Source organism: Lysobacter sp. 5GHs7-4 (assembly GCF_021284765.1).
Classification (GTDB): Bacteria; Pseudomonadota; Gammaproteobacteria; order Xanthomonadales; family Xanthomonadaceae; genus Lysobacter.
The window spans coordinates 4,518,700-4,531,753 of sequence record NZ_CP089924.1 but is presented as its reverse complement, the minus strand read 5'-3'; the positions used below and the strand labels follow the sequence as shown (position 1 = coordinate 4,531,753).

Genomic DNA, 13,054 nt, shown 5'->3' with positions numbered 1-13,054 from the left:
TCGGCGCGTCAGGCCTGCGCGGCGCGCTTGGCGGGCGGCGCCTTGCGGAACGGAATCGCGAGCCGGTTCCAGGCGTTGATCGCGATCACCGCATAGTTGAGCGCGCCCAGGTCCGGCAAACCGAACGCCGCCAGTGCGCGCTCGTAGACCGCGTCGCTCACCGGCGCGTCGGCCACGCGGGTGACCGCGTCGGTCCAGGCCAGCGCGGCGCGCTCGCGCTCGCTGAAGGGGCCCTCCTCGGGCACCCGCAGCAGTTGCAGGCGCTCCGGCGTCTCGCCATGGGCGATGGCCTCGCGCGTGTGCAGCCACAGACAGTAGCCACAGCCGTTGATCTGCGAGGCGCGCACGTTGATCAGGTGGATCAGTCCTGCTTCCAAGCCGCTGCCGTGGACCGCGGCGTGCAGGCTGCGCAGGGCCTGCAGGCCGCTGGGCAGCAGGGTGTCGGTATCGAGGCGTTGCGACATGGTGGTGCTCCGGATGAAGTAGGGGGGGCGGCCGTGCAGGGCGTCCGGCGTGCAGGTTAGGATGTTCATCCATGAAAGGCATTCCGATACGAATGCAAGCGGTGATTGCATGAATGAACAATCCTTGGCCTGGGACGACTACCGCTTCATCCTCGCCGTAGGCCGCGCGGGCTCGCTCAACGGCGCGGCCAAGCGGCTGCGCGTCAGCCACCCCACGGTGTTCCGGCGCATCAACGCGATCGAGCGCAGCCTGGGCGCACGCTTGTTCGAACGCGCGCGCGAGGGCTACACCGCCACCGCCACCGGCGAAGAGGTGATCGCGGTGGCGGCCGAGATCGAACAGCGCATCGAGGCCACCGAACGCCGGCTGTCGGGACTGGATGCGCAACCGGCCGGCACCCTGCGCGTGACCACGGTGGAGGCGCTGCTGTACGGCCTGATGCCGCCGCTGCTGGCGCGGTTCCGCAAGGCCTATCCGCGCATCGTGCTGGAGCTGGCCGCCGATAACGCCGCGCGCGACCTCAGCCGGCGCGAGGCCGACGTGGCGCTGCGCCCGGGCGGGCAACCGCCGGACACCCTGATCGGCCGCAAGATCGCGACCATCGCGGCGGCGGTGTACCGGCCGCGCGGCCTGAAGCTGCGCGCGAATGCCGCGCTGGACGAGCAGGACTGGGTGGTGCCCGACGACAGCCTGTCGCATATCGCGATGGCGCAGTGGGGTATCAGGCACGGCCATCATCGGCGCGCGGTGCTGCGCAGCAACAGCCTGCTGGCGCTGCGCGACGCGGTCGCGGCCGGCATCGGCATGGCGGTGCTGCCCTGCCATCTGTGCGACGGCGACAAGCGCCTGGTGCGCGTGGGCGAACCGATCCCCGAGCTGCGTTCGGACCTGTGGCTGCTGACCCATCCCGACCTGCGCCGCAGCGCACGCGTCAAAGTGTTTCTGGACGCGATGCGCGAAGGCTACGCGCAGCTGCAGCCGCGGTTGGACGGACGCGGCTGAGGCGCCGGCGCGGCTGTAGGAAAAGTCCTACACGCGATCGAGCGGTCGGATGACGTTATCTGCGTCACGAAAAGCGCACATTGATCGCGTCCCCGACAGCACGGCCTTAGGCACCGGCAGGACGCCGCGCCACGGAGATGGACGCCGAGACAGGGTTATGTCGGAGCTGGGCCGGGGACGCCTCATCACTGAGCAAGGAAGCGCCATGTTTCGCGTCGAACTGAAGCTGCGCGACGGACACGAAGGCAAGGCCCTGACCACCGCGATCGCGGAGTTGGCGCAGGACTACCTCAGCCCCGAGGCCGCGCTGGAAACAGTGCTGCCGCTCGCGCAGCGCTACGCGGAGCAATCGCGCAATGGACTGTGGCTGCGCATCTACGATGCGCGCTCGCAGGCTGTGTTCGGCACGCTGGTCCCCTAGGCCCGCGTGAAGCCCACGCCGCCCGGAACGTTGGACGAGCGCTCCGGGCGGCGCGGGCGCCTCTCAGGCGCTCGCGCCGCCATCCAGCAAGCCCAGCGCGACGGCACGTTCGACGTCGGCTTCCACATCGATGTCCCAGCCCAGCGCGGGATCGTCGACCCAGGCCAGTTCGTGCGGCGGCAGGCGCGCCAGCAACGCACCGAAGCCGCGATCGCCGCGTAAGGCGCGCGCCTGCGTCATCAGTTCGTCCGATACCACCGCCGGAATGCCGGGCGCGCCGTCGTGGCGGGTCGCGGCGCAACCCGAGCGCGAGCGCGCGGCGCCGCTGAGCAATGCCTGCAGGTGCGCCAGCTCCAGTGCCGGCTGATCGCAGGCCAGGATCAGCACCGGCCCCGTGTGCGCGGACAGCGCCGCCGCTCCGGTTTGCAGGCTGCTGGCCAGGCCGCGCTCCCAGTCGTCGTTGATGCGGATGTCCGCGCCCAGGTCGGCGATGCCGTCCCGCAGGGCCTCGGATTGCGCGCCCAACACCACCAGCAGGCGGCTTGGCGCGGTCTGCGCGGCCAGGCGCACGGCGCGGTGCAGCAGCGTTTCGCCGTCGCGGCGCAGGCTCTGCTTGGCGCGGCCCAGGCGGCGGCTGCCGCCGGCGGCCAGGATCAGCGCGGCGTGATTCGCGCCGGCCGCGCTCATACGGCCGCGTAGCGCAGCGTCTGCAACTGCGCGGCGATGCTCAGCGCGATCGCTTCCGGTCCGTCGCCGCCCAGCTTGAGGCCGATCGGCGAATGCAGGCGCGGCGCCAGCGACGCGCGCGCGGCCTCGGGCAGCACCCGGAACAGATCCTCGCGGCGCTGCTGCGGTCCGAGCAGGCCGATGAAACCGATCTCGCTGGCGGCCAGCGCTTCCAGCGCTTCGCGGTCGAGTTCGAAATGGTGGTGCATGACCAGCGCGGCGTCGTGCGCGCGCGCGGTCGCCAACGCTTGCGCGGGCGTGCGCGCGATCGCGTGGTCGGCATGGGTCCCGTGCGCGAGCCAGCGCGGGCGGCGTTCGACCACGCTGACGACCCAGCCCAGCGCGCGCAGCAGCGGCAGCAGGCTGGGCGATTCCGGACCGGCGCCGAACACCAGCACCGACGGCGGCCGCGCGATCTCCAGCTGCCAAGCGCTCGCGCCGCGGCCCAGCCACGACGGCGTCGCCACCGGCAGCGTCCAGGGCTGGCGTTCGTCGCCGACGCGCGCGCGCATGGCGCCGTTGAGTTCGATGTCCAGGCGCAGATCGCCGTGGCCGCGCCGCCATTCGTCGACCAGCGCCGGCAGCTCGCGAAGCGAGGCCAGCGGCAACAGCGCCAGGCGCAGGCGGCCGCGGCAGCCGATCGCCGAACCGTCGAACAGGTCCTCGTCGCTGCGGGTGTCGATGTCCATCCATTCGACGCGGCCGTAGCGCGCGGCGATCGCGGCCTGGGTTTCGATCTCCGGTTCGATGCAGCCGCCGCTGAGCCAGCCGGCCTGGCCTTCGCGTGCGCCGAACAGCGCCAGCGCGCCGGGATGCACGTAGGTGGAGCCTTCGGTTTCCAGCACCACCGCCAGCGCGGCCGGATCGCCGCGCTGCTGCGCGCGCACCGCGGCTTCCAGAATGCCGCGCACGCCGCCGGCGGCGGGCAGGGCGGGAATCGCGGCGGACGGGCTGTCGGGCATGACGGGTTCCCTGGCACGGCGGACAGCCGATCATGCGGCCGCGCCATGACGCGGCGCAACGCGCCGACGGCCGGTCGCAGGTCTGGCGTTTTAGGCATTGGCGGCCGGGCCGGCTGCGGCGTATGTTGGGTCTTCCCCAGCCGCCGCGAGGGACGCATGAAACTGCATGTCAACGGCAGCGAGCACGAGGTGGATGCGCCACCCGACATGCCCCTGCTCTGGGTCCTGCGCGACCTGATGCAACTCACCGGTACCAAGTTCGGCTGCGGCATCGCCCAGTGCGGCGCCTGCACCGTGCACGTGGACGGTGCCCCGCGCCGCGCCTGCGTGACGCCAGTGTCGACGGTGGAAGGCAAGACCATCCTCACCATCGAAGGCCTGTCGCCCGACGGCAGCCATCCGGTCCAGCGCGCCTGGGCCGAGCTGGACGTGGTGCAGTGCGGTTACTGCCAGTCCGGCCAGATCATGTCGGCCGCGGCGTTGCTGGCGAAGGTGCCGGCACCCACCGACACCGATATCGACCAGGCCCTGTCCGGCAACATCTGCCGCTGCGGCACCTACCCGCGCATCCGCGCGGCAGTGAAGCGCGCGGCAGGATTGGGCAAGGCCTGAGGCGGACCGATCCGGCCGTCGCGTGCGACGGCCGCCATGCGAACAACGGAGGTGTGCCGTGAGCGCTGTGCCTCAGCCTTCCCGACGTCGATTCCTCAAGGCCGGTGCCGTGCTCGGCGGCGGCCTGGTGATCGGTTTCATGGTGCCCGGCGCGCGTCGCCAGGCTTTGGCTGCGCAAGCCGCCGCGGCCGCTGCGCCTGCAGCTGCCGCATCGTTCGTGCCCAACGCGTTCCTGCGCATCGGCGAGGACGACAGCGTGACCGTGCTGCTCGCGCATTCGGAGATGGGGCAGGGCGTGTGGACCGGCCTGGCCATGCTGATCGCCGAGGAACTGGACGCGGACTGGTCGAAGATCAAGGTCGAACACGCGCCGGCCGCGCCCGCCTATGCGCACACCGCGTTCGGCGCGCAGATGACCGGCGGTTCCACCAGCACGTGGTCGGAGTTCGACCGCTACCGCCAGGCCGGCGCGACCGCGCGCCAGTTGCTCGTCGCCGCGGCGGCGCAGCGCTTCGGCGTGGCGGCGGCGGATGTGAGCACCGCCAACGGCGTCGCCAGCGCCGGCGGCCAGCGCGCGCGTTATGGCGAGCTCGCGGCCGCCGCGGCCGAGCTGCCCGCGCCCAAGGGCGCGCCGACGCTGAAGGACGCCAAGGATTGGAAGCTGATCGGCAAGCCGACCAAGCGCCTGGATTCGCCGGAGAAGATCACCGGCCGCGCGAAGTTCGGCATGGACGTGCAGTTCGACGGCCTGCTGACCGCGGTGGTGGCGCGCTCGCCGGTGTTCGGCGGCACGGTCAAATCCTTCGATGCCGCCGCGGCCAAGGCCGTGGCCGGCGTACGCGACGTGGTGCAGGTGCCCAGCGGCGTGGCGGTGATCGCCGACCACTACTGGGCGGCCAAGCTGGGCCGCGACGCGCTGAAAGTGGACTGGGACCTGGGCCCGAACGCAGGCCTGGACACAGCCAAGCTGCGCGAGGAATTCCGCAAGCTTGCCGCCACGCCGGGCGCCGTCGCCGCGCAGGCCGGCGATGCGGCCGGCGCGCTGGCTAAGGCCGGCAAGCCCTTCGAGGCCGAGTACAACGTGCCCTATCTGGCGCATGCGCCGATGGAGCCGCTGAACTGCACGGTCAAGATCGACGGCGACGGCTGCGACATCTGGACCGGCACCCAGTTCCAGACCGTCGACCAGCAGGTCGCCGCCGGCATCCTCGGCCTCAAGCCCGAGCAGGTGCGCATCCACACCATGTTCCTGGGCGGCGGCTTCGGCCGGCGCGCCACGCCGACCTCGGACTTCGTGTCCGAAGCGGTGCAGGTGGCCAAGGCCGCGGGCAAGCCGGTCAAGACGGTGTGGTCGCGCGAGGACGACGTGCGCGGCGGCTATTACCGGCCGATGTACCTGCAGCGGGCGCGCGTCGCGCTCGACGCGCAGGGCTATCCGGCGGCCTGGGAGCACCGCATGGTCGGGCAGTCGATCATCACCGGCACGCCGTTCGAGGCGGCGATGGTGAAGAACGGCATCGACGCCACCTCGGTCGAGGGCGTGGCCGATTCGCCGTATCTCAAGGACGTGCCGCACCATCGCGTGGAACTGCATTCGCCCAAGACCGGCATTCCGGTGCTGTGGTGGCGGTCGGTCGGCCACAGCTACAACGCCTTCGTGATGGAGGGCCTGATCGACGAGCTCGCGCACGCGGCGGGCAAGGATCCGGTCGAGTACCGTCGCGCGCTGCTCAAGGCGCATCCGCGCCACCTGGCGGCGCTGAACCTGGCCGCCGAAAAGGCCGCCTGGGGCACGCCCGCCGAAAAAGGGCGCGGGCGCGGCGTGGCCGTGCACGAATCCTTCGGCAGCTACCTGGCGCAGATCGCCGAGGTCTCGGTGGAGAACGGCGCGATCCGCGTGCACAAGGTGGTGTGCGCGATCGATTGCGGCCTGGCGGTGAATCCCGACGGCGTGCGCGCGCAGATGGAGTCGGGCATCGCCTTCGGCCTGGGCGCGGCGTTGCACAGCGCGCTGAGTTTCCAGGACGGGCGCGTGCAGCAGTCCAACTACCACGACTACCAGGTGCTGCGGCTCAGCGAGATGCCGCAGGTCGAGGTGCACATCGTGCCCAGCACCGAGCGCATGGGCGGCGCCGGCGAACCCGGCACCGCGCCGATCGCGCCGGCCGTGGCCAATGCGGTGTTCGCCCTGACCGGCCAGCGCCTGCGCGAACTGCCGCTGCGATTGAAGGCTTGAGGAGGACCGTATGCGCATCGTGCTTATCGGCGGCTTGATCCTCGCGCTCGCGGCCTGCGGACCGCGGCCCAGTCCCGAGCAACGCGAAAAAGCGGTGGCGGCGTTCGCCACCGTGCAGCAGGTGTTCCAGCACCCGCGCTGCCAGAACTGCCACATCCCCGGCGACCAGCCGCTGCAGTTCGATCAGGGCCTGCCGCATGCGATGGGCGTGGTGCGCGGCCCCGACGGCAAGGGCGCGGCCGGCCTGCCGTGCGCGGCCTGCCACGGCGAAAGCAACCTGCCCGCGAGCTACGGTCCGCACGCGCCGCCGGGCGCGCCGCATTGGCAGCTGCCGCCGCCGGAACACAAGATGGCCTGGATCGGCCTGCCGCCGAAACAGCTGTGCGAAATGATCCAGGACAAGAAGAGCAACGGCGGACGCGACTTCGCCGCGCTGCTCAAGCACGTCAGCGAGGACAAGCTGGTGCTGTGGGGCTGGGAACCCGGCGGCGACCGCGCGCCGGTGGCGGTGCCGCACGCGCAGTTCGTCGCCCAGTTCAAGCTGTGGGCGGATGCGGGCGGGCCGTGCCCGGCGTCGTGAGGCAAGTCGCGTCGAGCCGGCAACGTGGGACGCGGCGATAACAGCATCGTCGCCGTTCGCGGCATCCGATGCGGTGCGCCTGCGGCTTACCGCATCCTACGTTCTCGAAATCCGCCGCGTTTCAAAGCCCCTCTCCCGCACGCGGGGCGAGGGGCGGCGTTTGCGAGCCATTGGCTCGCGCCGCACCGAGCGCCCGACCGCTAAGCGGTCGGGCCGGGGTGTGGGTTGGGGCGAGGGCCGCGCGTCGCGGCCGCACCGACATCAAGCAGCCGACGCCCCCTCGCCATCGCGATGCAGCCAGCGGTACAGCACCGGCAGCACCAGCAAGGTCAGCAGCGTCGACGAGACGATGCCGCCTATCACCACCGTCGCCAGCGGGCGCTGCACTTCCGAGCCGGCGCCGACGTTGAACGCCATCGGCAGGAAGCCCAGCGACGCCACCAGCGCGGTCATCAGCACCGGCCGCAGCCGCCCCAGCGCGCCGTCGACGATGGCGTCGTCGAGGCGGTCGCCCTGCTCGCGCAGCTTGCGGATGAAGGCGATCATCACCAGGCCGTTGAGCACCGCCACGCCCGATAGCGCGATGAAGCCGATGCCGGCGGAAATCGACAAGGGAATGCCGCGCAAGGCCAGCGCGATCACGCCGCCGGTCAGCGCCAGCGGCACGCCGCTGAACACGATCGCGGCATCCTTGGCCGAACCGAAGGCCCAGAACAACAGGGCGAAGATGATCGCCAGCGTCACCGGCACCACGATCGCCAAGCGCTGGCTGGCCGAAATCAGTTGCTCGAAGGTACCGCCGTAGTCGATCCAGTAGCCGGGCGGCAGTTCGACCTCGGCCGCGACCCGTTGGCGCAGTTCGCCGACGAAGCCGCCCAGGTCGCGGCCGCGCACGTTGGCGGTGATCACCACACGGCGCTTGCCGTTCTCCCGATTGATCTGATTCGGGCCCAGAGTGGTCTCGATCTTCGCCACCTCCCGCAACGGCACCGTTTGCGGTGCGCCGGACATCCATGCGGCGGCGCGGCTGGACTCGTCGACGTTGTCGCTGCCGCCCAGCGGGATGGGCAGGTCCTGCAAGGCCGCCGGATCCTGGCGCAGGTGCTCTGGCAGGCGCACGACGATGTCGAAGCGGCGGTCGCCTTCGAATAGCTGGCCGGCGACTTCGCCGCCGACCGCCGTCGCCACCGTGTCCTGCACCGCGCCGGGGTTGAGGCCGTAGCGCACCAACGCCTGCCGGTGCGGAATGATGGTCAACAGGGGCAGGCCGGTGGCCTGCTCGATCTTGACGTCGGCTGCGCCGGGGACGGCCTTGGCGACCTCCTCGATCCGCTGACCCGCTTCCACCAATTGATCGAGGTCGTCGCCGTAGAGCTTGATCGCGACGTCGGCGCGCACGCCCGAGATCAGTTCGTTCATGCGCATCTGGATCGGCTGCGTGAACTCGTAGTTGTTGCCCGGCAGCTGTTTGACCGCCGCTTCGATCTCGGCGACCAGCTCGGCCTTGGTCATGCGCGGATCAGGCCATTGCTCGCGCGGCTTGAGCATCACGAAAGTGTCGGCGACCGACGGCGGCATCGGGTCGGTCGCGACCTCGGCGGTGCCGAGCTTGCCGAAGACGCGTTCCACTTGCGGGAACTGCTTGATGCGCGCCTCCAGGGTCGACTGCATCTTGATCGCCTGTTCCAGGCTGGTGCCCGGTATGCGCATCGCGTGCAGGGCGATGTCGCCCTCGTCCAAGCTGGGGATGAACTCCGAGCCCAAACGCGTGGCCAGCAAGCCGGACAAGGCAATTCCGGCCAGCGCGCCGCCGATCACCCAGGCGCGACGGCGCAGGGCCCAGGCCAGCGCGGGCTCGTAGGCCCGGCGCGACCAGCGCATGAGTCGGGTTTCCTTTTCCTCGACGCGACCGCGCAGGAACAAGGCGATGGCCGCCGGCACGAAGGTCAGGCACAGCAGCATCGCGCCGGTGAGCGCCAGCACCACCGTGATCGCCATCGGGTGGAACATTTTTCCTTCGACCCCGGTGAGGGCGAAGATCGGCAGGTACACGGCGGTGATGATGCCCAGGCCGAACAGACTGGGGCGGATGACCTCGGCGGTGGCCGACGCGGTGGCATCCAGGCGCTCCTCGTCGGTCAGCGCGCGCTGCAGGCTGTGCTGCAGATCGCCGAAACGGCGCAGGCAGTTTTCGATGATGATCACCGCGCCGTCCACGATCAGGCCGAAGTCGAGCGCGCCCAGGCTCATCAGGTTGCCGGACACGCCGCCGCGGACCATGCCGGTCATCGTGAACAGCATCGCCAGCGGAATCACCGCAGCGGTTATCAAGGCCGCGCGGAAGTTACCCAGCAAAAGGAACAGCACCACGATCACCAGCAGCGCGCCTTCGATCAGGTTCTTGGCCACGGTCTTGATGGTGCGGTCGACCAGCGCGGTACGGTCGTAGACCGACTCGGCCGTCACGCCGGCCGGCAGGCTCTTGTTGGCCACGGCCAGCTTCTCGGCGGCGGCTTGCGCGACCGCGCGGCTGTTGGCGCCAATCAGCATGAACGCCGTGCCCAGCACGACCTCGCGTCCGTTCTGTGTGGCCGCGCCGGTGCGCAGTTCCGGCCCTTCGCCCACCTCGGCCACATCGCGCACGCGGATCGGCACGCCATCGCGCCGATCCAGCACGATGTCGCGGATCGCCTCCAAGTCGGCAACCTGGCCCGGCGCGCGCACCAGGAACTGCTGGCCGTTGCGTTCGATGTAGCCGGCGCCGACGTTCTGGTTGTTGGCGGCCACGGCCGTGACCACGTCGTGCAACGTGAAACCGAGCGCGACCAGCCGCGCCGGGTCGGGCGTGATGTGGATCTGGCGGGCATAGCCGCCGATGGTGTTGACCTCGGTCACCCCGGGGGTGGTGCGCAACTGCGGCCGCACCACCCAGTCCTGCAGGGTGCGCAGATCGGTGGCGGTCCACGGCGTGCCGTCCTTCTTGCGCGCCCCGGGCTTGGAGTCGACGGTGTACATGAAGATCTCGCCCATGCCGGTGGCGATCGGGCCCATGCCCGGTTCAAGTTCGGCCGGCAGCTGCGATTTCACCTGCTGGATGCGCTCGGCCACCTGCTGGCGGGCGAAGTACAGGTCGGTGCCGTCCTTGAACACCACCGTGACCTGCGACAGACCATAGCGGGAGATCGAGCGCGTGTAGTCCAGTCCCGGCAGGCCGGCCAGCGTGGTTTCGATGGGGAAGGTCACCCGCTGTTCGGATTCCAGCGGCGAGTAGCCCGGCGCCTCGGTGTTGATCTGGACTTGGACGTTGGTGATGTCGGGCGTGGCGTCGATCGGCAGCTTGGTGAAGCTCCATGCGCCCACGCCGATCAGCGCCAAGGTGAGGGCGATCATCAACCATCGATGCGCGATGGCGAAACGTATGATTTTCTCGAGCATAAGTGGTTCCTCGGAATGCGGGGCCGTGCATCGCGGACGACACGACGGCATGCGCCGGACCGCTGGCCAATGGCGCGCTAGCGGACCGCGCTGCGCTTAGTGGTCGTGGGATGCGCCGGACTTCTCGATGTCCGCCTTCACCAGGTAGCTCTGCTCGACCACCACCTGGTCGCCGGCGTTCAGACCCGAGAGCACCTCCACCCGTTGCGCATCGCGCTTCCCCAACTCGATCGGCCGCACCTCATAAATATCGCCGTGGCGCACGAACACCGCGTCCCAGTCGCGGAAGCTCTGCAGCGCCGCGAGCGGTACCACCAACTTGGCCGGCTGCTGCTCCACGGTGATGCGCGCCTTGACCGCCGAACCCGGGCGCCACAGGCCGTCGGCGTTGGCGATGGTGGCGCGCGCCACGGTGCTCTGGCTGGCGGTGGCGGTGCCGGGCAGCACGCGCTCGAGCGTGGTGTCGACGGTGGCGCCGTCGCTCATGCGGGTGACCGTAACCGGTACTCCTGGGCGGATGTGCTGAGCGTCGGCGCCGAACACATGAAGGTCCACCCACAGCGAGGACAGGTCGGCGACTTCGAACAGCGCCGCGCCTTCGCTGGCCACCGTGCCCACCGCGGCTGTACGTGCGAGCACCACGCCGGGAATCGGCGAGGCGACGGTGTAGCTCGTCAGGCTGAGGTTGCTTTCGATGCTGGCCAGCACCTGGCCTGCGCGAACCTGGTCGCCGACGTTCGCGTTCAGTCGCCGCACCGGGCCCGGAAAGCGCGCCGCGACCTTGGCCACACGTCCTTCGACCGGCGTGAGCAGGCCCTGGACCTCGTGTTCGTCGGCGATCACGCCGGCCGCGGCCGGGGCGACGCGGATGCCGGCGTCGTGCGCGACCTTGGCGTCGATCCGGGTGCGGCCTTCGTAGCTGGGATAGGCCCAGCGCAGCGCGGTACCGGCGATCCGGGCCACGACTTCGACGTCGAAGGAATGCGGCTCGCCCACGACGGTCGCGGCCATCAAGCTACCGTCCGTCTGAGGCTTCAGGACGTGGCTTTCGGCGACATTGCCCAGGCGCTTGAGCCGCACCTCGACGGTGCCGGCCGAGGCCGGCAGCGGCTTGCCGTCGCGGTACAGCCAGGCCTGGTACTTCGGTGGCGTTCCGTCCTCGGCGATCGCCAGTTCGACGGAATAGTCGCCTTGTTCGAGCACTCGCCCGCCGTGTTCGCCCTTGCGCGGCGCTTCGGCTTCGGCGTGTTCCTCGCCTTCGCCGTGGGCGTGTTCGGTGGATTCGGTCTGGCTGCCGCCGCACGCGGCCAGCAGCAGGGTCAAGGCCAATGCGGTGCTGAGGTGAGCGATCTTCACGGGGCGGTTCCTTGTGCGGGGGAGGCGGCCGGCGCGGCGACGAAGGCCTCGCCCGTGAGCCTCTGGATTTCGATCAGGGCGCGTTGCGCTTCGAGCGCGGCTTCCAACTGTTGCTTGCGTCCATTGGTGCGTTCGGACTGCAGCTGCGCCCATTCGAGGTGGCTGATGGCGCCCGCGCGGTAGGCGCGTTCGGCCGCGGCTTCGGCGCGCGCGAGCTTGGGCAGCACGTCGTCGTTCAGGCGCCGCACTTCCAGCGAGGCGACCTGGTAGCGACCGTGCGCATCGGCCAGGGTCGAGTACAGCGACAGCCCCTGCGCTTCGCGTTCGATGCCCAGCATCGTCAGCTCGGCTTCGGCGCCGCGAATATCCGGGGCGGCGCGCCGGTTCGCGCCCAGCGGCAAGGCCACGCCGCCCAGCAGCGCCTGGTCGCCGCCATCCTGCAGGCGTCGCACACCTAGCTGCCACTCCAGATCCGGCGTCGCCTGGGCACGCGCGAGCCGCAGTCGCGCCTCGCCGATGCGGGCCTGATCGACGAAGCGGGCGATCTCCGGGCTGCGTTCCAGCAGCGCCGCGAGCGCATCGAAGTCCTCGATCGCCGGCAGCACCAAGGGATCGCCGGCGACGGTGGCGAAGCCCGGGTCGCGTTCGCCCCACAGCGCCGCCAGGTGCCGGCGCGCGGCCAGCTGGCGCTGCGCGGCGCGGTCGCGTTCGAGCTCGGCGCGTGCGAGCGCCGCCTGTGCGGTCAGCACCACCGATTCCGGAGACGCGCCGGCTTGCAGGCGCTGACGCGCGGCGGCGACGGCGCGCTGGCGTTGACCCATGTCGAGCTCGGCGACCGCGTGTTGCCGCTGCGCGGCGACGATGGCCAGATAACGCCGCGCCGCTTCGGCCAGCAGATCCAGGCGCCGGCCTTCGCGGTCGACCGCGAGCGCGTCGATCCGGCTCTGCGCGAGCGCGCGTCGCGCGTCGAGCTTGCCGCCGCGTTCGAACACCGAGGCCAGGGTCAGCGTCAACTCGGCGCCGCGCAGGCCGCTGAGCTGACCGCTGCCGAATGCGTTCTCCAGCGTGGCGCCGGCGGTCAGGGCCGGGCGCTGGCCGGCGCGGTCGAGTTCGGCCGCGAGCGCATCGCGGCGGCTGCCGAACAGGCGCAGGTCGGGGTGGGAGGCATCGATGCGCGCGAGCGCATCGTCAAGGGTGAACACCGCCGGGCGCATGGGCGCGGCGGACGGTTTTGCGACGGGCGCATTGGACGGCGACTG

Annotated in this window: 11 protein-coding genes; 5 read left to right on the top strand and 6 right to left on the bottom strand. The window is 70.6% G+C overall.

Annotated elements, in window-relative coordinates; translation table 11 throughout:
* Positions 1-8: 8 nt before the first annotated feature.
* Complete coding sequence (locus tag LVB77_RS20500) at positions 9-533, bottom strand: carboxymuconolactone decarboxylase family protein (RefSeq protein ID WP_232908043.1); 525 nt, start codon at positions 531-533, stop codon at positions 9-11.
* Between the two features lie 40 nt (positions 534-573).
* On the opposite strand from LVB77_RS20500, the gene LVB77_RS20495 reads away from it, so the two are divergent.
* Both LVB77_RS20495 and LVB77_RS20490 read left to right on the top strand, forming a co-directional pair.
* The gene (locus tag LVB77_RS20495) at positions 574-1,467 is read left to right on the top strand and encodes a LysR family transcriptional regulator (protein WP_232908042.1); all 894 of its coding nucleotides are present in this window, start codon (positions 574-576) and stop codon (positions 1,465-1,467) included.
* Between the two features lie 205 nt (positions 1,468-1,672).
* Complete coding sequence (locus tag LVB77_RS20490) at positions 1,673-1,888, top strand: hypothetical protein (protein WP_232908041.1); 216 nt, start codon at positions 1,673-1,675, stop codon at positions 1,886-1,888.
* Positions 1,889-1,951: 63 nt separating this feature from the next.
* On the opposite strand, the gene LVB77_RS20485 is transcribed toward LVB77_RS20490, so the two are convergent.
* Together LVB77_RS20485 and LVB77_RS20480 are read right to left on the bottom strand one after the other, a co-directional pair.
* Entirely contained in the window at positions 1,952-2,575 is a 624-nt protein-coding gene (locus tag LVB77_RS20485; RefSeq protein WP_232908040.1) for a nucleotidyltransferase family protein, read from the bottom strand.
* Positions 2,572-3,576 (bottom strand): XdhC/CoxI family protein, encoded by a 1,005-nt coding sequence (locus tag LVB77_RS20480; RefSeq protein WP_232908039.1) that lies wholly within the window; start codon positions 3,574-3,576, stop codon positions 2,572-2,574. Before LVB77_RS20480 ends, LVB77_RS20485 begins: the two co-directional genes overlap by 4 nt.
* 156 nt (positions 3,577-3,732) lie before the next feature.
* On the opposite strand from LVB77_RS20480, the gene LVB77_RS20475 reads away from it, so the two are divergent.
* The 3 genes from LVB77_RS20475 to LVB77_RS20465 are packed head-to-tail and all read left to right on the top strand — an operon-like array spanning position 3,733 to position 7,004.
* The gene (locus LVB77_RS20475; protein WP_232908038.1) at positions 3,733-4,188 is read left to right on the top strand and encodes a (2Fe-2S)-binding protein; all 456 of its coding nucleotides are present in this window, start codon (positions 3,733-3,735) and stop codon (positions 4,186-4,188) included.
* A 58-nt stretch (positions 4,189-4,246) separates the two neighbouring features.
* Positions 4,247-6,424, top strand: coding sequence for a xanthine dehydrogenase family protein molybdopterin-binding subunit (locus LVB77_RS20470; RefSeq protein WP_232908037.1), 2,178 nt, complete (start codon positions 4,247-4,249; stop codon positions 6,422-6,424).
* A 10-nt stretch (positions 6,425-6,434) separates the two neighbouring features.
* Complete coding sequence (locus LVB77_RS20465) at positions 6,435-7,004, top strand: hypothetical protein (protein WP_232908036.1); 570 nt, start codon at positions 6,435-6,437, stop codon at positions 7,002-7,004.
* A gap of 261 nt (positions 7,005-7,265) precedes the next feature.
* Here LVB77_RS20465 and LVB77_RS20460 read toward each other — a convergent pair whose 3' ends face one another.
* The 3 genes from LVB77_RS20460 to LVB77_RS20450 form a co-directional block, all read right to left on the bottom strand.
* Positions 7,266-10,439 (bottom strand): CusA/CzcA family heavy metal efflux RND transporter, encoded by a 3,174-nt coding sequence (locus LVB77_RS20460; RefSeq protein ID WP_232908035.1) that lies wholly within the window; start codon positions 10,437-10,439, stop codon positions 7,266-7,268.
* A 96-nt stretch (positions 10,440-10,535) separates the two neighbouring features.
* Positions 10,536-11,795: an efflux RND transporter periplasmic adaptor subunit gene (locus LVB77_RS20455; RefSeq protein ID WP_232908034.1), complete on the bottom strand. Its 1,260-nt coding sequence runs from the start codon at positions 11,793-11,795 to the stop codon at positions 10,536-10,538.
* Positions 11,792-13,009 (bottom strand): TolC family protein, encoded by a 1,218-nt coding sequence (locus tag LVB77_RS20450; protein ID WP_232908033.1) that lies wholly within the window; start codon positions 13,007-13,009, stop codon positions 11,792-11,794. Before LVB77_RS20450 ends, LVB77_RS20455 begins: the two co-directional genes overlap by 4 nt.
* Between the last annotated feature and the right edge of the window lie 45 nt (positions 13,010-13,054).

Coding starts and splice junctions, on each gene's coding strand:
- LVB77_RS20500 (WP_232908043.1), bottom strand. CDS start 533: ATGAACATCCTAACCTGCACGCCGGACGCCCTGCACGGCCGCCCCCCC.
- LVB77_RS20495 (WP_232908042.1), top strand. CDS start 574: ATGAATGAACAATCCTTGGCCTGGGACGACTACCGCTTCATCCTCGCC.
- LVB77_RS20490 (WP_232908041.1), top strand. CDS start 1,673: ATGTTTCGCGTCGAACTGAAGCTGCGCGACGGACACGAAGGCAAGGCC.
- LVB77_RS20485 (WP_232908040.1), bottom strand. CDS start 2,575: ATGAGCGCGGCCGGCGCGAATCACGCCGCGCTGATCCTGGCCGCCGGC.
- LVB77_RS20480 (WP_232908039.1), bottom strand. CDS start 3,576: ATGCCCGACAGCCCGTCCGCCGCGATTCCCGCCCTGCCCGCCGCCGGC.
- LVB77_RS20475 (WP_232908038.1), top strand. CDS start 3,733: ATGAAACTGCATGTCAACGGCAGCGAGCACGAGGTGGATGCGCCACCC.
- LVB77_RS20465 (WP_232908036.1), top strand. CDS start 6,435: ATGCGCATCGTGCTTATCGGCGGCTTGATCCTCGCGCTCGCGGCCTGC.
- LVB77_RS20460 (WP_232908035.1), bottom strand. CDS start 10,439: ATGCTCGAGAAAATCATACGTTTCGCCATCGCGCATCGATGGTTGATG.
- LVB77_RS20450 (WP_232908033.1), bottom strand. CDS start 13,009: ATGCGCCCGGCGGTGTTCACCCTTGACGATGCGCTCGCGCGCATCGAT.